The 18,843-nt window shown below is 65.0% G+C and carries 16 protein-coding genes, 2 pseudogenes and 1 riboswitch; of the genes and pseudogenes, 3 read left to right on the top strand and 15 right to left on the bottom strand.

Features of this window, described 5'->3' with window-relative positions; genetic code table 11:
• Nucleotides 1-21: 21 nt before the first annotated feature.
• The 9 genes from LPA34_RS12015 to LPA34_RS11975 all read right to left on the bottom strand — a co-directional run bounded on the left by LPA34_RS12015 (nucleotide 22) and on the right by LPA34_RS11975 (nucleotide 9,031).
• Nucleotides 22-870, bottom strand: a complete 849-nt coding sequence (locus tag LPA34_RS12015) for an ureidoglycolate lyase (RefSeq protein ID WP_228978308.1) — start codon at nucleotides 868-870, stop codon at nucleotides 22-24.
• 65 nt (nucleotides 871-935) lie between these two features.
• The gene (locus LPA34_RS12010) at nucleotides 936-1,679 is read right to left on the bottom strand and encodes an SDR family oxidoreductase (RefSeq protein ID WP_228978306.1); all 744 of its coding nucleotides are present in this window, start codon (nucleotides 1,677-1,679) and stop codon (nucleotides 936-938) included.
• 84 nt (nucleotides 1,680-1,763) lie between these two features.
• Nucleotides 1,764-2,600: an amidohydrolase family protein gene (locus LPA34_RS12005; RefSeq protein ID WP_228978304.1), complete on the bottom strand. Its 837-nt coding sequence runs from the start codon at nucleotides 2,598-2,600 to the stop codon at nucleotides 1,764-1,766.
• A 1-nt stretch (nucleotide 2,601) separates the two neighbouring features.
• Nucleotides 2,602-3,639, bottom strand: a complete 1,038-nt coding sequence (locus tag LPA34_RS12000; RefSeq protein WP_228978302.1) for an aldo/keto reductase — start codon at nucleotides 3,637-3,639, stop codon at nucleotides 2,602-2,604.
• A gap of 32 nt (nucleotides 3,640-3,671) precedes the next feature.
• On the bottom strand, nucleotides 3,672-5,000 hold the full coding sequence (locus LPA34_RS11995) for a UxaA family hydrolase (protein ID WP_228978299.1): 1,329 nt from the start codon (nucleotides 4,998-5,000) through the stop codon (nucleotides 3,672-3,674).
• 33 nt (nucleotides 5,001-5,033) lie between these two features.
• Nucleotides 5,034-5,354, bottom strand: a complete 321-nt coding sequence (locus tag LPA34_RS11990) for a UxaA family hydrolase (RefSeq protein WP_228978298.1) — start codon at nucleotides 5,352-5,354, stop codon at nucleotides 5,034-5,036.
• Between the two features lie 68 nt (nucleotides 5,355-5,422).
• Nucleotides 5,423-6,466, bottom strand: a complete 1,044-nt coding sequence (locus tag LPA34_RS11985) for an ABC transporter permease (RefSeq protein WP_228978296.1) — start codon at nucleotides 6,464-6,466, stop codon at nucleotides 5,423-5,425.
• Nucleotides 6,456-7,982, bottom strand: a complete 1,527-nt coding sequence (locus LPA34_RS11980) for a sugar ABC transporter ATP-binding protein (RefSeq protein ID WP_228978294.1) — start codon at nucleotides 7,980-7,982, stop codon at nucleotides 6,456-6,458. The genes LPA34_RS11985 and LPA34_RS11980 overlap by 11 nt, the downstream gene beginning before the upstream one ends.
• Nucleotides 7,979-9,031 carry a sugar ABC transporter substrate-binding protein gene (locus LPA34_RS11975; protein WP_228978291.1) on the bottom strand — a complete coding sequence of 351 codons (1,053 nt, stop codon included), beginning with the start codon at nucleotides 9,029-9,031 and terminating at the stop codon, nucleotides 7,979-7,981. Before LPA34_RS11975 ends, LPA34_RS11980 begins: the two co-directional genes overlap by 4 nt.
• Before the next feature lie 251 nt (nucleotides 9,032-9,282).
• On the opposite strand from LPA34_RS11975, the gene LPA34_RS11970 reads away from it, so the two are divergent.
• Together LPA34_RS11970 and LPA34_RS11965 are read left to right on the top strand one after the other, a co-directional pair.
• Entirely contained in the window at nucleotides 9,283-10,074 is a 792-nt protein-coding gene (locus LPA34_RS11970; RefSeq protein ID WP_228978290.1) for an IclR family transcriptional regulator, read from the top strand.
• Nucleotides 10,075-10,192: 118 nt separating this feature from the next.
• Nucleotides 10,193-10,735, top strand: coding sequence for a hypothetical protein (locus tag LPA34_RS11965; RefSeq protein ID WP_228978288.1), 543 nt, complete (start codon nucleotides 10,193-10,195; stop codon nucleotides 10,733-10,735).
• A gap of 205 nt (nucleotides 10,736-10,940) precedes the next feature.
• Here LPA34_RS11965 and LPA34_RS11960 read toward each other — a convergent pair.
• The 3 genes and pseudogenes from LPA34_RS11960 to LPA34_RS11950 form a co-directional block, all read right to left on the bottom strand.
• Nucleotides 10,941-11,201: pseudogene (locus tag LPA34_RS11960) on the bottom strand (type II toxin-antitoxin system RelE/ParE family toxin); the annotation flags it as partial.
• A gap of 7 nt (nucleotides 11,202-11,208) precedes the next feature.
• A complete protein-coding gene (locus LPA34_RS11955; protein ID WP_228978287.1) occupies nucleotides 11,209-11,478 on the bottom strand; it encodes a type II toxin-antitoxin system ParD family antitoxin in 270 nt (89 codons plus the stop codon).
• Nucleotides 11,479-11,645: 167 nt separating this feature from the next.
• Nucleotides 11,646-14,045, bottom strand: coding sequence for a GNAT family N-acetyltransferase (locus tag LPA34_RS11950; protein WP_228978285.1), 2,400 nt, complete (start codon nucleotides 14,043-14,045; stop codon nucleotides 11,646-11,648).
• A 189-nt stretch (nucleotides 14,046-14,234) separates the two neighbouring features.
• Nucleotides 14,235-14,421, top strand: a riboswitch (yybP-ykoY riboswitch).
• Nucleotides 14,422-14,511: 90 nt separating this feature from the next.
• On the opposite strand from LPA34_RS11950, the gene LPA34_RS11945 reads away from it, so the two are divergent.
• On the top strand, nucleotides 14,512-15,522 hold the full coding sequence (locus LPA34_RS11945; RefSeq protein ID WP_228978283.1) for a sodium:calcium antiporter: 1,011 nt from the start codon (nucleotides 14,512-14,514) through the stop codon (nucleotides 15,520-15,522).
• Between the two features lie 172 nt (nucleotides 15,523-15,694).
• Here LPA34_RS11945 and LPA34_RS11940 read toward each other — a convergent pair.
• The 3 genes and pseudogenes from LPA34_RS11940 to LPA34_RS11930 form a co-directional block, all read right to left on the bottom strand.
• Nucleotides 15,695-15,931, bottom strand: a pseudogene (locus LPA34_RS11940) (MFS transporter); the annotation flags it as partial.
• A 172-nt stretch (nucleotides 15,932-16,103) separates the two neighbouring features.
• Entirely contained in the window at nucleotides 16,104-17,705 is a 1,602-nt protein-coding gene (locus LPA34_RS11935) for a peptide chain release factor 3 (protein ID WP_228978282.1), read from the bottom strand.
• 770 nt (nucleotides 17,706-18,475) lie between these two features.
• Nucleotides 18,476-18,790 carry an H-NS histone family protein gene (locus tag LPA34_RS11930; RefSeq protein WP_228978279.1) on the bottom strand — a complete coding sequence of 105 codons (315 nt, stop codon included), beginning with the start codon at nucleotides 18,788-18,790 and terminating at the stop codon, nucleotides 18,476-18,478.
• Between the last annotated feature and the right edge of the window lie 53 nt (nucleotides 18,791-18,843).

Below are 18,843 nucleotides of genomic sequence, written 5' to 3'. Positions count from 1 at the left end.
CCGCGCGTCACGCTACTACACTTATTCCGCCGCGTAAGTCTTCTGGCTCTGCTCGCCGAGGCCCTGAATGCCAAGGCGCATCGTCTGACCCGGCTTCAGGAACACCGGATCCGGCTTCACACCCATGCCGACGCCCGGCGGCGTGCCGGTCGAAATCACGTCGCCCGGTTGCAGGCTCATGCACTGCGACAGGTACGACACGAGTTTCGCGACCGTGAACACCATCGTCTTCGTGTTGCCGTTCTGGTAGCGGTGGCCGTCCACTTCGAGCCACAGGTCGAGCGCCTGCGGATTGGCCACTTCATCGCGCGTGACGAGCCACGGACCGATCGGGCCGAACGTGTCGAAGCCCTTGCCCTTGTCCCACGTGCCGGTGCGTTCGATCTGCCACTCGCGTTCCGACACGTCATTGATCACGCAATAGCCCGCGACGTAATCCAGCGCGTTGGCTTCGTCGATGTATTTGGCGGGCTTGCCGATCACCACACCGAGTTCCACTTCCCAGTCGCATTTCTTCGAGTTGCGGGGAATTTCGACGTCGTCGTTCGGGCCTACGATCGCGCTCGTCCACTTGTTGAAGACGACCGGTTCGGCCGGCACCGGCAGGTTCGATTCCGCTGCGTGATCCGCGTAGTTCAGCCCGATACAGACGAACTTGCCGATATTCGCCACGCACGGACCGATGCGCGGATTGCCTTCGACCACCGGCAGCGAAGCCGGATCGAGCGCGCGCAGTTTCGCGAGGCCTGCGTCGGTCAGCACGTCACCACCGATATCGGCGACGACTTTCGACAGATCGCGAATCTTGCCTTGCGCATCGAGCAAGCCCGGCTTTTCCTGACCTTTCGGCCCATAACGAAGCAGTTTCATCGTGGCATTTCCCTGGTGTTCAGTGAAAAAACGCGCTGGCGGCGCGGACTGCGGCCGCCGTGCAGCTAGTTGGACCAGCCACCGTCGATCACGTGCGCGTGACCGGTAGTGAACGCGGATTCGTCCGACGCGAGATACAGCGCGAGCGCCGCGATCTCTTCCGGCTTGCCGACACGTCCCATCGGCTGACGCGCGACGAAGGCCGCCTGCACGGCATCGATTGTAGCGCCCTGGGCCTGCGCCTGCGCCGCGATGCGCTGTTCGAGCGACGGCGAAGCCACCGTGCCCGGGCAGATCGCGTTGCAGCGCACGCCGCGCGTCACGAAGTCCGCCGCGACCGCCTTCGTGAGGCCGATCACGGCCGCCTTCGACGCACCGTACACGAAGCGGTTCGGCACGCCCTTGATGCTCGAAGCCGCCGACGACATGTTGATGATCGAGCCGCCGCCCTTCTCCAGCATGCCAGGCAGGAACGCGCGGATCGTCCGGTACATCGCTTTCGCGTTCAGATCGAAAGCGAAGTCCCAGTCTTCCTCGCTCGCTTCGAGAATCGAACCTGCGTGCACGAAGCCCGCGCAGTTGAACAGCACATCGATCGTGCCGAGTTCGGCGGCGAGCGCCTTGATCGCGGCGGCATCACGCACGTCCAGCCTGCGTGCCTCGACGGGCTTCCCGGCGAGTGCATCGATGCGGATATCCGTGGCGATCACGCGGGCGCCCTCGCGCGCGAAGAGCTCCGCGGTCGCGAGTCCGATGCCTTGTCCGGCGGCAGTGATCAAGGCCGTCTTGCCGGCCAGTCTTTGTATCATCTACGGCTCCAGTTGAAATGGCGTTTGAGTCATACCGGGTATTGCAGCGTGTACCGGGATAAGCCTGGCACGCGCATGAAAGATTCATAGTCGATAGAAGGCCGCCGCATTGCCGCCGAACACCGCATCGCATTGCGTCTGCGACAACGATGCCAGCAGGGCGTTCGCGACGGCATGCCACATCGGGTAATCGCCGTTCAGGTTCAGCACCGGCCAGTCGCTGCCCCACATCAGGCGCGACGGGCCGAACTGCGCAAGCAGATGGTCGGCGTACGGACGCAACGTGGCCCCGGTCCAGCCCGGCGCCGCTTCGGTGGCAAGACCGGACAGCTTGCAGTGAACCTGCGGAAAACGCGCCAGCCGTTCGATGCCGTCGGCCCACGGCTGCCAGCCCGCCGAGCCATCGCGGATAGCAGGCTTCGCGCCGTGATCGATGACGATACGCAATGACGGAAAGCGCTGGATGAACGTTTCCAGCGCATCGACGTGACGCGCGAAAATCAGCGCATCGAACGCGAGGTCGTGTGCGATGACGGCTTCGATCGCCGGCCTGAGTGCGGGGTTCGCGATCCAGCTGTCGTCGGGCAAGTCCTGAAGCATCGGCCGCACGCCCTTGAACTTCGGCTCGCGTGCAAGTTCGGCGATGAGCGCGGGCGCATCGTCGTCGAGCAGCGGCACCCAGCCCACCACGCCCGCAATCGACGCCTCATTGCGCGCGAGGTCCAGCAGATAACGCGTTTCGTCGACAGTCGGCGCCGCCTGCACGACGACGGTTTTGTCGATGCCCTCAACAGCGCGCAACGGCGCGAGATCGGCCGGACCAAACGTGCGATAGAGCGGCTTCAGATCGGGCGTGAGCCAGCCGTAGTCGCCGCGATCCGGATTCCAGTAGTGCTGGTGTGCATCGACGCGCGTTGCCATGTCAGTCTCCGGGCACGGGCGCGCGTGGATCGAGCAGCCCTTCACGCAACGCTTTCCACAGGGCGGCCGGCAATTCACGCTCGAACGATGCGACGTTCTCGCGCAATTCGCCGGGGTTGCGCGCGCCCGTCAACACGGTGGCGACAGCCGGGTGCGCATACGGAAACTGCAGCGCGGCCGCGGCAAGCGGCGCGCCATGCACGCGGCAGATCGCTTCGAGACGCGTCACGCGGTCGATCACATCCTGGGGCGCGTCGCCGTAGTTGTACTTCAGGTCGCCCTGCACGCCGCGCGCGAGGATGCCCGAATTGAACGCGCCACCGAGCAGGATGCTCACCTGCTTCGCTTCGCATGCGGGCAGCAGGTCGTTCAACGTGTCCTGTTCGAGCAGCGTATAGCGGCCCGCAAGCAACGCGCAGTCGATATCGAATTCGGCCATCGCTTCGAGAATCGCCGCGCCTTCGTTCACGCCGAGACCGACCGCCTTGATCGCGCCGGCCGAGCGCAGCTCGTCGAGCGCCTTGAAGCCGCCGCCTTCGGTCAGCTGCTTCCAGTAGTGCGCGTTACGATCGCCGTGCGTATCGCGGCCGATATCGTGAACCAGCAGGATATCGATATCGACCATGCCAAGCCGGTGCTGGCTGTCTTCGAACGAACGCAGGATGCCGTCGTGCGTGTAGTCGTAGATCGCTTCGAACGGCAGCGGGTTCTGCCAGCCCTCGCTGCCGTCGTAAGGGTGCGTGCGCGGTACGAAGCGCCGACCGGCTTTCGTCGACAGCACATACTCGCCACGCGGATATTTGCGCAGCGCGTGCCCGAGGCGGTGCTCGGCTTTCGTGTGTCCGTAGTGCGGCGCGGTGTCGAAATAACGGATGCCGGCGTCCCAGGCGGCGTCGATCGTGCTCTGGGCTTCTGCGTCGGTGAGATCGCGATACAGGCCGCCGAGCGGCGCCGTGCCAAGACCGAGGCCGGTCACTTTCAGGTCGCGCCGGCCAATGCCGCGCCGCTGGCTGACCTTCGGATTCGCCGCTGTTGTCATGCAGATGTCTCCTCTCTCATCGTTACCGCGCTTCAGACCGGCGCGATTTCAACTACGCGATGCCGCGCTACGCTCGAAGGCAGGCATGCGGGCCCCACCGGCTCGAACGTCTTGTACGTCAGGATAAACTCCTGATGACCCAGCGCTTCCGACTTCGATGCCGCGCCCCGCACGACGGCGAGCGTTGTATCGAACACCTCGCGGCCGACTTCGTCGAGCGTCGCGCGGCCCTCAAGAATACGCCCGGCGTCGATATCCATGTCGCCGGCAAGGTTGCGATACGTCGACGGATTCGCGCACACCTTGATCACCGGCGAAATCGCCGAGCCGACCACCGAGCCGCGCCCGGTCGTGAACAGGATCACGTGTGCGCCGCACGCGATCAGCTCGCCGATCTCCGCGTTGTCGCTGATGTTCGGAAAGCCGAAGCGCGGCTCGCCATCCGGCACGACGTCGAGCAGATAGAGCCCGCCAGTGGGCGGCACATCGCCAGGTTTCACGATGCCGACAATCGGCGATGCGCCGCTTTTGGCGTACGCGCCCAGCGACTTCTCTTCCTGCGTCGTCAGCCCGCCGTCGGCGTTGCCGACCGCGAAACTGCCGTGTCCGAGAATGGAATAGTAACGCGCCGCCTTCGCAACGCAAGCGACGATTTCGTCGCCCAGATCGTCCCGTGCGGCGCGGCTCTTCATGTGGAATTCGCAACCGACCAGCTCACCGGTTTCCTCGAAGATGCAGGTCGCGCCCGCGTCGATCAGATGATCGAACGCGCGGCCCACGGCGGGATTCGCGGTGATGCCGCTCGTGCCGTCGGAGCCGCCGCAGATCGTGGCGATCACGAGTTCGTCGAGCGCCATCGGCACTTTTTGCTGCGCGGCCAGCTGCCGGCGCGCGTCGCGCACCCAGTCGACGCCATACTGGATCGTGCTGCGCGTGCCGCCCTTTTCCTGGATCGTCAGCACCTCGACGGGCCGGCCGCTCGCGCGCACGACGTCGACGAGGTAGTGCTTGTTCATGCTCTCGCAGCCGAGCGAGACGAACAGCACCGCGCCGACGTTCGGATGCGTGGTGAGCTGCTGCATCATTTTCTCGGCGTAGCTGTTCGGGTAGCAGCCCGGAAAGCCGATCAGATGGACGGGCGGCTCGCGCTCGCCGGAAGGATCGTCGAACGCGTCGAGCGGCTCGCGAAACTGCGTGACGATTTCGCGCGCGACGTGATGCGCGCATTCGACGAGATACGCCACCGCGACGACATTGCGGATGCCCTTGCGGCCATCGCTGCGCGGATAGCCCTGCAGCACCGGCACCGGCGTGGCCTCGAGCGGCTGCGCGGCGGCGGATGCAACGGAAGTGTCAATCATGATCGTTGGTTCCCGCACGGCGAAACGCCGTGTTCAGTGATGCACGAATGCGTGACCCGCGTCGTGCGTGTAGGTCGGCAGATAATCGCTTTCGAGGTTGTGCGTGTGCAGGTGCGCGCCGCGTGCGACGGCTTCGGTCACGTGACCGATCACCGCGCCGTAGCGCAGGACCTTTTCGTTCTGGACGAGGGCGCGCCGCGCGACCTTGTGGCCGAGATCGATGGTCTTCGCGAGCGTGACACGCTCGCCTTCGATCATGACCTCGGACCCGGCTTCGAGACGCGCTCCTGCGATCAGACAGTTGTCCTGCGGCGTCAGCAGGATGAGACGCGGGTCGGTTGATGAACTGCTCAAAATAGTGTCTCCGTGATGCGCGCTGGCGTGTTTCCGCCAGCGCTTCTTCCAGCGTTTCGCGTTTCAGGTCAGTTCTGACCTTCGCCACCCGCGAGCCGCGCCACCATCAGCGAGCCGAGAATGATCGCGCCGTAGATCGCCTGGATCCAGAACGACGGCACCTGCGCGAGCGTCAGCAGGTTCTGCACGACGCCGAGCAGCAGCACGCCGGACAGCGCGCCGAGCATCGTGCCCTTGCCGCCATCGAGCGAAATACCGCCGATCACCGCCGCCGCGAACACCGTGAAGATCATGCCGTTGCCCTGATTCGCGTTGATCGCGCCGACGTAACCCGTCACGATCAGGCCGCCGATCGAGGCGAGCATGCTGCCGAGCACGAACACGCCCCACGTGATGCGCTCGACGCGAATGCCCGCCGCGCGCGCCGCTTCCGGGTTGCCGCCGATCGCGTAGAGCGCGCGGCCGACACGGTGATAGCGCAACATGAACGCAGCGATGGCGAACGCGGCGGCCGCGAGCCACACCGAAACCGGCAGGCCGAGCACGATGGTCGTGGCGAGCGTGAAGAATGACGACGGCATGTCGAACAGCGTGCCGCCCTTCGTCGCGCCGACCAGCATGCCGCGCAGCACGATCAGCATCGCGAGCGTGACGATGAACGCGTTCAGCCGCAGCCGCACGACGAGAAAGCCGTTGATGAAGCCGATTACCGCGCCGACCAGCACGATCGCGAGCAGGCCCATCGCGGTCGGCCATTGCAGGCCGAAGCCCGCGGACGCCGCCGGCATCACGAGCATCGCACCGATTGCGGGCGCGATGCCGACCGTCGATTCGAGCGAGAGATCGAACTTGCCGGTCAGCACGATCAGCGATTCGGCGAGCACGACGAGCGCAAGCGCCGCCGATGCGCCGAGCACGCTGATCAGGTTCGCCTTCGTCAGAAAGCTCGGGCTGACGAACGCACCGATCACGAGCAGCAGCGCGATGGCCGGCAGCAGCGCGAGGTCGCGCAGACGCGCGAATTCGATCCGCGCGCGGCGGCGCTGCGCGACGGGCGCGCCGGCCTGTGCCTGACCCGTCGCGAACGCGGGCGTGGGCGCACTATTCTTCATGGAGACTGACTCCTTCAACTGAGGCGATAAGGTCGTGGTCCTGCCAGCCTGCCGGGAATTCGGCGACGACGCGGCCACGGAACATGACCAGCACGCGGTCACAGGTGCGCAGGTCGTCGAGTTCGCCCGAGACGACGAGCACGGCCTTGCCGTCCTCGCGCACGCGGTCCACGACGGACAACAGCGCTTCCTTCGATTTCACATCGACGCCCGCCGTGGGGTCGATCAGCACGAGCACGTCCGGATCGGTCGCGAGCGCACGCGCCATCACCACTTTCTGCTGGTTGCCACCGGACAGGCCCGACACGACGTGCTCCGGTCCCTGCGCGACGATGCCGAGCGCGTCGATCATCTTCCGGCCGAACGCGTTTTTCTTCGCGGGCGGTGCAATGCCGAATTTGCCCAGCAAGCGCGTGATCGTCATCGATGCGTTTTCCGCGATCGACTGCGAGAGCACGAGGCCTTCGTGATGACGGTCCTTCGGCACGCAGCCAATGCCGGCGGCGAGCGCGGCGGGCACATCGCCCGAGGGCAGCACGTTGCCGTCCACGCGGATTTCGCCGCGCTTGATGTTGCGCAGGCCCGCGATCGCTTCGGCGACGCTCGTGCGTCCGCTGCTCGTCGCGCCTGTCAGGCCGACCACTTCGCCGCGCTTCACGGCGAACGACACGTCGTCGTAATCCACACCGGCGAGATTCGCCACTTCGAGCGCGACCGGCGTGTCGTGCGGCAGCGCTTCGCGCGCCGCGGCATCGGCGACGTTCAGGCCGCCGCGCTCGCCCGTCATCGCCTCGATCAGCTGCTCGCGCGGCAACGCGGAAACCGGCGCGCTGACGATATGCCGCGCGTCACGCAACACCGTCACGGCCTGGCAGATCTCGTACACCTCCTGAAGATGGTGCGAGATGAAGAGGAACGTCACGCCTTCGCGCTGCAGTTCCTGAATACGTTTGAAGAGGCGCTTGATTTCGTCGCCGTCGAGCTGCGCCGTGGGTTCATCGAGAATGATGAACCGCGCGCCATACGACAGCGCGCGCGCGATTTCGACGAGCTGGCGCGCTTCGACGGACAGGTCGCCCGCACGGGCGTCCTCGCGCACATCGATCTTCCAGTGGTCCAGCAACGCGCGCGCATCGCGCCGCATCGCCGGCCAGTCGATCACGCCATGCCGTGCCGGCTGGCGGTTGATGAACAGATTCTCCGCGACACTCAGATCGCGGATGATCGTCGAATGCTGATAGACGCACGCGACGCGTTCGCGCCAGGCATCGCGATCCGCGATCGGCGGCGCCGCGACGCCGCCGAAACGCACCTCGCCGGCATCCGGCTTGCGCAGGCCGCTGAGCATCGACACCAGCGTCGATTTGCCGGCCCCGTTACGCCCGACGAGTGCATGCGACTCGCCGGGCATCACGCGGATGCTCACGTCTTTCAGCGCGGCCGTCGAACCGAAGCGCTTCGTCACATCGAGCGCTTCGACCACGGCGGACACAGCGGAGGACGTCATTTCACTCATTTGACGGTGTTGCCCCAGAGGCTCTTGTCGTCGACGTTCGCCTTCGTCACGAGCGGTGCGGGCAACTGGTCTTCGAGTCGTCCCGGCGCCAGCTCGATGATGGTGCTGCCGTGATCCGTCGGACCCGGCTTGAACGTCTGTCCGGCGAGCGCGGCCTTGATGTAGTACAGGCCGTACTTCGCGTACAGGTCGGCCGGCTGCGACACCGTTGCATCGATATCGCCGCGGCGGATCGCGTCAAATTCCTGCGGAATGCCGTCATTGCTGACGATCACGACGTGCTTCGGGTTGCCCGCCGGATACAGCATCTGCTTGCGGCGCAGCGTCTGCAGCGTCGGCGACAGATACACGCCGCCCGCCTGCATGTAGATGCCCTTCACATCGGGGTTCGCGGTCAGCAGGCTGTCGAGCCCGGTCGCCGCGACGTCGCCCTTCCAGCCCGCCGGGATTTCCAGCACGGTGAGCGCCGGGAATTTCTTCATGCAGGTGCGGAACGCTTCCGAGCGGTCGCGTCCGTTCACCGAACCGAGATCGCCCATGATCTGCACGACCTTGCCCGCTTTCACGTGCTCGCCGATGTAGGTGCACGCCTTCTCGCCGTACGCGTGGTTATCGGCCCGCACGACCATCGCGACCTTGCCCTGCGTCGGTGCCACGTCGACCGTGACGACCGGCACGTTTTTCGCCGCGGCGGCGTCCAGCGCGCGGCTGATCGCCGCCGAATCCAGCGGCCCGACGACGATACCCTTCGAACCGAGGTTCAGCAGGTTGTTCATGTCGGTGATCTGCTGCACCGGGTCGCCGTTCGAGTTCACGGGCGCGAGGATATCGATGCCCATCTGCTTCGCGTACTTCGGCAGGTAGTTGTTGTACGACTGCCAGAACGGCGAGGTGAGCATCGGCAGGCCGAGGCCGATCTTGCCGACTTCCGCGGCGTGCGCGGTCGTGCCGAGGGCCGCGCACGCGACGCACGCGGCGGCGAGGCTGAGCGATAACGTCTTGCGAATGAAACGGCGGGCCGTGTGCTGCCCTGTTGCCAGATTCGACATGCTTGTCTCCGGGATATGCGTTGTTGAACCGCTGGAAGCCGAGAGTCGGCATCCGGCACGTTGCCATGCGCTTTCTTATAAATTGGTGGTTTTTCATTCACCAATGAACGTATTATTCATATGCGAACTTTCTTAAGTCAAGGGAATTGCGCTGTACCACGTGTCCGTACTTTCCCTGGCGGCTCGCCGCGCGCAACGCTCTACACTCACGCGCCAGGCAGCCGATGAATTGCACGAGGACCTGAAACACGATGGCAACCGATCTGGAAGACAAGGACGACGCCGACCGCTATCGCGCGCCCGCGCTCGACAAGGGTCTCGATATCCTCGAACTGCTGGCCGAGCAGAAGGACGGCCTGACGCGCGCCGAGATCACGAAACTGCTGGGCCGCAACGCGAGCGAGATGTACCGGATGCTGGAGCGGCTCGTCGCGCGGCAGTACGTGGTGCGCTCGCCCGGCGGCGACCGTTATTCGCTGAGCCTGAAGCTGTACGCGCTCGGACACCGGCATCCGCCGATGAACCGGCTGATCTCCGAAGCCCTCCCGCTCATGCAGCGCTTTGCCGATCGTGCCGAACAATCGTGTCACCTTGTTGTGTACGACCGCGGCAATCTGCTTGTGATCGCGCAGGTCGACGGTCCGGGCACGTGGGGCATTTCGGTGCGGCTGGGTTCGCGCGTCGGCCTGATCGACACAGGCTCGGGCCGCGTGATGCTCGCGTTCCAGACGCCCGAGCAGCGCGCGCATCTGCTCGCCGAACATACGAAGGTGAAGGGCGAAGTCACCATCGATCGCGACGCGCTGGAACGCGTATGTGAGGAGACGCGCAAGGCGGGTTTTTCGCGGAAGGACAGCCAGCAGACGGTCGGCGTCACCGACCTGACGTTCCCCGTGCTCGGGCCATCCGGCCAGGCGATCGCGGCGATGACGTGTCCGTATCTGCGCCGTATCGACGAGTACGTCGCGCCCACGCTCGAAGCGGCGACGGCGATGCTGCGCGAGACGGTCGACGCGCTTTCGATGTTTCGCGAGCGTGTCTGACGACGAATGAAGGGGCAGGCGGGAACGGACTTGTGCGAGGCGCGGGACGCGTTAGAATAGCGGCCCTTTCCGAAACCGCCGCACGATTCCCGTGTCGTGCGCGCCCAATGTATACGTCATGGCTAAACTTCTGAACGATCACGAATTCCAGCGTTTTTCCGAGCTTCAGCAGAAGCAGGCCAGCTTCACGATCACGAGCGGGGAAGCCGACGAGTTGCGCGACATCGTCGCGCGCGCGCAGAAAAAACGCGACGATCGCGCAGCGGCGATGCAGGCGATCGAAGCGCACATCCAGCAGTTCGACATCACGCCCGACGAGCTGTTCTCGTCCGAGCAGATCGCCGACGCGGCGCGTACCTTCGGCCTGATCCCGGCGGCGAAAAAGGAACGCGTGCTGCCGCCTTCGTTCACGTTCAACGGCAAGCCGTATCAGTGGACGCGGGCGCTACCCGAGGAAATCCGCGTGCCGCTGTTCGAAGCGTTCACGGGCGGCCAGTCGGTGAAGGGCTTTATCGCCACGCCGAAAGACGTGCTCCGGTGCGCTGCGGCGATCGCGCGCCTGGAAAAGGAAACCGGCGCTGTGTATGCGCAAGCGTGGCTTGAAGAACTGGCCGTCTCGCGCGCGCAGGTCGAGGAGCAGGCGGCGAAGCTGGCGGCGTAACTGGCCGTACAACTGGCCACATGGGCGGGCCAGGCTGCTGCGAAAAGGCGCATGGCATTGCGCCTTTCATTTGCGCGCGATCTGGCTGCTCACGGCTATCCCGTACAGCGGATGAGGTATCGGTGTTCTGTGACCACGCGATGCTCATCGTCACGCCCGGATCAGGATTTAGCGAGCCCTCGTAATCCTGGCCACCATAGAACACACCCTCGATGAATGCCTGTCCCTCATGAACCGCGAACGCAATGATTGTTCGCCGGCGGTAATTGGTAATACGCAGGCCCGGTCGTATGTCGTCGCGACGTGTGCCCCGGCGCGGGAAGATCCGCAAACTCTCGCAATACGCAACGATGCCATCGACGTAGCGCGCCGCCAGCGCCGGCGAAGCAGCCTCGGCGATATATCGCTCGAGTTCCTCGAGTTGCGCGAGCGCTTCAGGCGCAAACTTGACCGGCGGTGTCGTCATGCGTTTTCTATGTTCCTTTCTTTCGTCTGGCGGCAAGCGCCGAACGCACCTCGCTTACGCCAAGTGCCCGTGAGGGATCGGCCACCAGTGCGTCGTGGGCTGGCGCGACCTGCTCGCGCAGCCATGACTCGACGGCACGATCGCGAGCGACCAGCGTGCGCAGGCCATCGCGGATCACCTCGCTTTCAGTGGCGTATTCGCCGGAAGCAACCTTTGATCGCACCATGTCAGCCATTTCGTTCGGCAAGGTGATGCTGAATTGTTGGGTGGAACGCATGACGACTCCTCGAGCCAATGGTGTAGGATTTAATCCTACACCATTCCCCGCGATGACGCTGGTTCAATATTGCTGGCATCACCATGATCACACTCCGTATAACTAACTAATACGAAGCGTAAAGCAGAACGACATTCCGATAAATAGAACGTTCGGCATAGTCACCCTCACGCCCCGCTATCGCCCGCCTCTTCATCCAGCGCCATCCGGAACCCCACCACGCCCGGGTCCTCCGTCTTCGTCACGCTAAAGCCGCATGCCTGCGCGAGCCGGATCATCGGCGTGTTCTCGCGCAGTGCCTCGCCGACGAGCCAGTGCGTGCCGCGCGCCCGCGCGTACGCAATGATCCGCTCCATCAACAGACGCCCGAGCTTGCGTCCCTTCTGGTCCGAGCGCAGCGCCACCGCGAATTCAGCCGTTTCGTTATCCGGATCGGCGATCGCGCGCACGACGCCAAGCGTGTGCATCGAACCGTGCTCGTCGGTGATCGTCGCGATCAGTGCCATCTCGCGGTCGTAATCGATCTGCGTCATCCGCGCGAGCTGCGAATGATCGAAACTGCGTACCGCGCCAAAAAAGCGCAGACGCAGATCATCGGCGGTCATCGCTTTCACCAGCTCGTTGTGCGCGGCTTCGTCTTCGGGGCGAACCGGCCGGATCGTGACGCGCAGGCCGTGCCAGTCGAGCGTCTCTTCGAAGCGGCGCGGGTACGGCACGATCGCAAGGCGGCTGCGCTTGCGTCCAAGCCGCACGCACGGCGCGACGAGCACGGTGCGCGTCTGGAACACCCGCAGCGTCAGCGAGAGTCCGACGATCTCGCGCACGTCGCACACTGCCTGCGAAAGCCCGGTCAACGCAACCAGTGACGGTTCCGCGGACACGAGGCGCGCATACGGCGAACGCCCAACAATGTCGCGCGCGAGCACCGGATTGAGCGGCGGCAAACCGTACGTGTGCATCGGCGGCGACACGCCATCGGTCGAAGGCGCCGTGAAGCGGAACACGGGTCCGAAGTTTTCGTCGTCATGCAGTTCGACCGCGATGTCGACGATCGCCCGCTCCGCCGATTCCTGCTGCTCTACAACGAGGCCAAAGTGGCCGAGTAGCCGCGCGGCTTCCTCGCCGGTGAGCCTGACTGTCGTCGCGTCCGCCACCTGCCCCGCTTCGGCCGCCGTCAGCGCGGCGCATGCCAGGGCCTGCGCCGCGTCGATCGATTCGGGCAGTTGCGCGGGCAAGCCTTCCGGCGTTTGCATCAGCAATTCGCGGCCAAGCCGGTAATCGACAAGACGCGCGAACGCGCTCGCAAGACGCTGCGGCGTGGTGTGCACCGGAATGCCGTGCGCGTGCAGCGCATCGCGCGTCGCGGTATCGACGCCGCCAAAAAAACACACCAGTAGCCCGCGATACGCAAATTTCTGCTGGGCGCACAGCACGCGCGCTACCTCTGCGGCGGGCGCGCTGTGCGTCGATGCGTGGACCACGAACGCCGTGCCTGTCGCGCGCCTCGGCGCCAGCATTTCGAGCGCGATGCCGAAGTGCTCGGGCCGCGCATCGTCGCCGAGCAGCAACGGGTTGCCCGGCGTCGCTTTCGGCAGCGCGTTGGCGACGACCTCGGTGGCGTCGTCGGGCCAGCGCGCCAGCGTGTCGCCCGACGCCGCGAATGCGTCGGAGGCGAGCGCGGCGACGCCGCGGTCGCTGGTGATCAGCGTCGCCGTATCGCTCGCGGCCACGCGGCCTACGCCCAGGGTTTCGATTTCATCGAGCAGATCGTCCAGCGAATCGACCCGCACCATCCCCGCGCGACGAAACGCGGCCGTGTAGAGCGCGTCGGCCGGATCGGAGCGGCCCGCGCGCAACGCGAGCACCGGCTTGTTTCGCGCCGCCGCGCGTGCCGCCGACATGAACTTGCGCGCCGCACGCACCGTATCGAGTTCGAGCAGGATCGCGCGTGTGCCCGGATCGCTCGCGAGATAGTCGAGCACATCGCCCGCATCGACGTCCGCTTCGTCGCCGAGCGCCACGGCATGCGAAAAGCCGAGCCCGCGCGCATGCGCCCAGCCGAGCACGGCGTTCGTCAGCGCATTGGACTGCGAGACCCACGCGACGCCACCTGCCTTCACCGTGCACGACGGCGCGCCGAGATGCGCGCCGAGCGCGGGCGTCACGACGCCTAGACTGGCGGGCCCGACAATGCGCAGCAAATGCGGCTTCGCCGCGGCCAGCGTGTGGCGCAGCGCGGTCCGGTCTTCATCGCAGCGCGTTTCGCCGACGATGATCGCCGCGCGCGTGCCCATGCCGCCGAGACGATGCACGATCGCGGCCCACGTCGCGGGCGGCGTGCAGATCAGCGCGACGGTTGGCGGCCCGGGCAGATCGCCGACGTCGGACATCACGCGATGTCCGTCGAGTTCGTCGCACTTCGGATTGACCGGCCACAGCGCGCCGCCGAAGCCACCGTCGAGCACGCGTGTCCACACCATTTCGCCGATGCTGCCCGCGCGCTTCGAGGCGCCGATGACGGCAACGGATTGCGGCCGGAACAACGCGTCGAGATTGCGAACGGTCACAGGCACTCCGCGAGAGCGAGAAGATGAGCCCGGGTCGACCCAGGCAGGGAGGAGGCACGCAGGCGCTACGGACGTGCGCATCCTCCAACAGGATAGGCGAAGTCGGCGCGCCGGGCTCGCCCGGATCCCGCAGCGGCATGGCGAATCCAGGGCGGCAAGCTTGTTGAAAGTGCCGCGTGCCGTTAGAATCGCCCGGTCATTGGGGAGTAGCCTTCCTCCTTCCCCGGAGGAGAATGCGTCAACATATCTGGCCCGGCGGTTCAGTCGCCTCGGGCCATGGCGCATTCGACCGCACCGGTCTGGCGAGACCATTGGCGTACTGCTTCGTCCCGGGTCGGACGGGAAGCGGTGCGTCATGGTTCGTGTACGTCCGGCCCCGGAGACTCCCTGTGAAGCATCGCTGTTCCTTTCCAGCCGCATCGTCCATCGATACGCGATCCCGCGCTTGCCGTGCGGAGGGATGCGCGTGACCTCACTCCTCGTCGAACTCGCCATCATGCTGGTCGTCATTCTGGTGGCGGCCGAGCTCTTCACGAACGCACTCGAACACCTCGGCGAACGGCTGAAAATTTCCGAAGGCGTGACCGGCTCGCTGTTCGCGGCCGTTGGCACCGCGTTGCCCGAAACGATCGTGCCGCTCCTCGCCATCGCCAGCAGCACGGGGCCTGGCGGCGTGAACCAGGAGATCGGCGTCGGCGCGATTCTCGGCGCGCCGCTGATGCTCTCCACGCTGTCGACGTTTCTGATGACGCTCGCCGTGCTGCGTACGCGTGGCGTCAATGGACGCATCGTGCCGGAGCGCACCGGCTTTACCCGCGATCTCAACTATTTTCTGTTCGCGTTCTTTCTTGCTGCGGTAGCGATGTACGTGCCGCACGAACGCACGTCCGTGCGCGCGCTTTTCAGCGTCGCGCTGGTCGGCGTGTACGTGACGTATGTGGCGATGACGTTCCGCGCATCGAGCGGTCTCGTCGCGGAAGGACACGGCACCGAGGCACCGGGCCGCATGCTGCTCGCGCGCATCGGCCTGCCCACCACCCTGCTCACGGTCGGCGTGCAGCTGCTGCTCGCCGTCGCGCTGCTCGTCTGGGGTGCGGAGGGTTTCATCCATGGCGTGCGCGGCGTCTCCGAAGGGCTCGGCATTTCGCCGCTCCTGCTCTCGCTGCTGATCATTCCGGTCGCGACCGAGCTGCCGGAAAAGGTCAACAGCATCCTGTGGATCCGTCGCGGCAAGGACACGCTCGCGTTCGGCAACATCACCGGCGCGATGGTGTTTCAGGGCACCCTGCTGCCCGCGATCGGTATCCTGCTGACGCCGTGGGAGCCGCGTATCGAAGTGGTGACGGGCGTCGTCATCACGCTGATCGCGGCCGCGTGGATACGCATCAATTCGCGTGCGCCCGGTCTCGCGATCTGGGCGTTGCTCGTGAACGGGCTGCTCTACCTCGGCTACCTCGGCATTACGTTGATGCGATGACGCGACTGCGTGGTCGGCGTGATAGTTTAGCGCTCGTACGTGAGCTGTAAACCCGCTTTATCGCTCACATATGAGCGGTAAGGCGATGTCTTCTTGACCGCGCATCGTGCTGCGCCGGATCCTCAAGCATCGTCAGATCGGGGAATCAGTCTTCGCGGCAGGTCCGGCGAGACTGCGCGAGCGTGTAGGTCCACGAAAACGCCGAGAAGACGAAGCCCATCGCCACGGCCGACAGACCCAGCTCCTTGCTGAGTCCCGGTGCGGCGATCCCGAGCACGGACCGGTCGAGATAATTGATCGCAGTGCCGACCGCGAGCAGCGCAAGAATGCCGAACCTGACCCGCGTGCGGCGCTTCGCCTGAACCCCCGCAGCCGCGGGGTTCGTGTCCGGTGCTGTTTCCGTCGCCATACTGTCTCCTCAGGCATCGCCTGTGCTGGGTCAGATCGCCTCGTCGGGCGTTTTCTGTCATCGGGCCGCGTATCGGCAGGCGGACGCGGCTCTGTTCCCGGCGGCGAGATCGCTCGATGATATTCCTTCGACCAGCATCACGGAATCGTCAGTGTGAACGGAACGCCGCCCGCTACATCGCCTTCTTGAACGGCGCGCCGGAATGCTCGCGCAGTTCGTTGAAAACGATCTTCGGCCATGCCTTCTGCGCGACCTCGATCTCGGAGATGTGCGAGGCAAGATACGTCGGCGCGTTCGATGCGTCGAGCGCGATCCGCGCCGCGTAGGAATCCGTGAAGCGGCGCAATTCCGCCGGATCGTCACACGTCACCCAGCGCGACATGCGGTAACGCGCGGGCGCCATCCGCACGTCGACCTTGTATTCGGTCGACAGCCGGTGCGACACCACTTCGAACTGCAGCTGGCCGACCGCGCCCAGGATCGTCAGGCCGCCCAGGTCCGGACGGAAGACCTGGATCGCGCCCTCTTCACCCAGTTGCTTGAGCGCTTCGCCCAGCTGCTTCGCGCGCATCGGATCGACCACCTCGACGGTCTGGAAAATTTCCGGCGCGAAAAACGGCAGGCCGACGAACTGCAGCATCTCGCCTTCGGTCAGCGTATCGCCAAGCGAAAGCGTGCCGTGATTCGGAATGCCAATGATGTCGCCCGCATAGGCTTCGCTGACCGTTTCGCGGCGCTGCGACAGGAACGTCACCACATTGCTCGCGCGGAACGTCTTGCCCGAACGCGTCACCTTCAGCGCCATGCCGCGCTCGAAATGCCCCGAGCACACGCGGATGAACGCCACCCGGTCGCGGTGCGACGGGTCCATGTTGGCCTGCACCTTGAACACGACGCCCGTGAACTTCGGCTCGTCCGGCATGACCGGACGTTGCACGGCCATGCGCATCGAAGGCGGCGGTGCGAGATCGACGAGCGCGTCGAGAATTTCCTTCACACCGAAGTTGTTGATCGCCGAGCCGAACAGTACCGGCGACTGCTCGCCGGCCAGGAACGCTTCACGATCGAATTCCGGCGACGCGCCGGTGATCAGCTCGATCTCGTCCTTCGCACGTATCCACGCCTGGCCGAAGCGCTTTTCGCCTTCTTCATCGGAAGGGTTATGCAGTGTTTCCACCGCGCCGCCGGCCGTGTCCTGACCGGCGCGGAACACGCGCACCTGGTCGCGCTGGATGTCGTAGACGCCCTGGAAATCCTTGCCCATGCCGATCGGCCACGTGAACGGCACCGCCGCCACGCCAAGATGCTGCTCGATTTCGTCGAGCAGTTCGAGCGGCTCGCGCACTTCGCGGTCGAGCTTGTTGATGAACGTGACGATCGGCGTCTTGCGGCTGCGGCACACTTCGAGCAGCTTCAGCGTCTGCGCCTCGACGCCGTTCGCGCCGTCGATCACCATCACGGCGGCGTCGACCGCGGTCAGCACGCGGTACGTGTCTTCAGAGAAGTCTTCGTGGCCCGGCGTGTCGAGCAGGTTGATGACGGCTTCGCCGTACTCGAACTGCATCACCGAACTCGCGACCGAAATGCCGCGCTGCTTTTCGATCTCCATCCAGTCCGACGTGGCGTAGCGATTGCTCTTGCGGCCCTTCACGGTGCCCGCGATCTGGATCGCGCCCGAAAACAGCAGCAGCTTTTCGGTAAGCGTGGTCTTGCCCGCATCGGGGTGGGAAATGACCGCGAAGGTGCGGCGGCGTTTGAGTTCGGAGACTGACATCGGTGCTGGGAATCACGGTAGGGGTTCGAGCGCGCGCCACGGCGTACGGCCGGCGCTGGCTGGTGCGCCGGCTGTGCCAGACGCGGGCGGCGAAGGTGGGGAAAACCGCTCGAAAAACGGGAAATCCCGGCACAGAACAGCGCCGGGACGAATGATACACGTCATGGCCGGCCGCGTCGGGAAACGGGGCAGGCCGTCGAATGGCCGATCAGCTCCGGCTGGCTTCGTTCAGCGTGAGGGGCCTTGTTTCCGGCGCCCACGCAATCGAAACGGACATGGCGCACGCGGTGACGCGAGCCCGGTTTCCGGCAAAGGTGAGGGTTTTCGGGACCTGCCCGGCGATGGCGTTGGCGACGTGTTTCAGGTGAAGAGCGAAGGCACGCGGGTGAACCACGATGGCATGCACGCGTGGGTGCATATCGAGCCGATAACATCGCTGAAGTGTCGATCGTCAGCGCGATGCGCGCATGGTCCTGTTGGGCGGAGAGCCTTTTACTGGAAGGCTTTGCGAGACACGAGGAATAACACACGCGCTGCGCGTTCACCTCGCGCAGTCATCATGCGAGGCCGCGTTGCGTGACACCGGTGTCGCGTCGCGATACATGGCGCACGGACGTCGAGGCATCGTTCCATCTGCGGCGACAGAGAGCGGCCGATCGTCAAAGGTGAGAGTTTTCGGGACCAGAGGAAACGGTGCAGAAGCGGCAGCAGCGCAACTCACCCGCGTACGCACTAAGCGCACAGCACCGCACACTGCGTTGTGCAGCTGATCAGCTTTCGGTCAGGAAGCGTTCGCGATTCTTGCCGGCGAGCCATCCTGGTGAGCGTCCACGTCCGCTCCACGTTTCACCGGTTTTTGGATTGCGATAGCGCGCCGGCAACGCCGGTTTGAGGCCTTTTGCCTTCGCGCTCTTCGTCCCCTTCGTACCGGAGGCGGCAAAGCCGAGTTCTTCAGCCGTGATGTCGAACTCTTCGATCAGCAGCCTGATGTCGGCAACGACCTGCGCCATCTCCTTCTCGCGCGCGACCGCGACTTCCTTGTGAAGCTTCTCGAGTTGCGCAGTCAACTGCTTGTAGCTGGCCATGAGGCAGGGTCTCCAGTCAGTGTCGATGACGGTCTGACTTTACCAGTCCGAAA

The organism is Paraburkholderia gardini, from assembly GCF_907164575.1.
Lineage (GTDB): Bacteria > Pseudomonadota > Gammaproteobacteria > Burkholderiales > Burkholderiaceae > Paraburkholderia > Paraburkholderia gardini.
Note: the sequence above shows the minus strand (reverse complement) of the source record. Positions and strands in the feature narration are given on the sequence as shown.

Coding starts and splice junctions, on each gene's coding strand:
- LPA34_RS11980 (WP_228978294.1), bottom strand. CDS start 7,982: ATGAGTGAAATGACGTCCTCCGCTGTGTCCGCCGTGGTCGAAGCGCTC.
- LPA34_RS11935 (WP_228978282.1), bottom strand. CDS start 17,705: ATGTCAGTCTCCGAACTCAAACGCCGCCGCACCTTCGCGGTCATTTCC.
- LPA34_RS11970 (WP_228978290.1), top strand. CDS start 9,283: ATGGCAACCGATCTGGAAGACAAGGACGACGCCGACCGCTATCGCGCG.
- LPA34_RS11975 (WP_228978291.1), bottom strand. CDS start 9,031: ATGTCGAATCTGGCAACAGGGCAGCACACGGCCCGCCGTTTCATTCGC.
- LPA34_RS11965 (WP_228978288.1), top strand. CDS start 10,193: ATGGCTAAACTTCTGAACGATCACGAATTCCAGCGTTTTTCCGAGCTT.
- LPA34_RS11995 (WP_228978299.1), bottom strand. CDS start 5,000: ATGATTGACACTTCCGTTGCATCCGCCGCCGCGCAGCCGCTCGAGGCC.
- LPA34_RS11930 (WP_228978279.1), bottom strand. CDS start 18,790: ATGGCCAGCTACAAGCAGTTGACTGCGCAACTCGAGAAGCTTCACAAG.
- LPA34_RS11955 (WP_228978287.1), bottom strand. CDS start 11,478: ATGCGTTCCACCCAACAATTCAGCATCACCTTGCCGAACGAAATGGCT.
- LPA34_RS12005 (WP_228978304.1), bottom strand. CDS start 2,600: ATGGCAACGCGCGTCGATGCACACCAGCACTACTGGAATCCGGATCGC.
- LPA34_RS12000 (WP_228978302.1), bottom strand. CDS start 3,639: ATGACAACAGCGGCGAATCCGAAGGTCAGCCAGCGGCGCGGCATTGGC.
- LPA34_RS12010 (WP_228978306.1), bottom strand. CDS start 1,679: ATGATACAAAGACTGGCCGGCAAGACGGCCTTGATCACTGCCGCCGGA.
- LPA34_RS12015 (WP_228978308.1), bottom strand. CDS start 870: ATGAAACTGCTTCGTTATGGGCCGAAAGGTCAGGAAAAGCCGGGCTTG.
- LPA34_RS11985 (WP_228978296.1), bottom strand. CDS start 6,466: ATGAAGAATAGTGCGCCCACGCCCGCGTTCGCGACGGGTCAGGCACAG.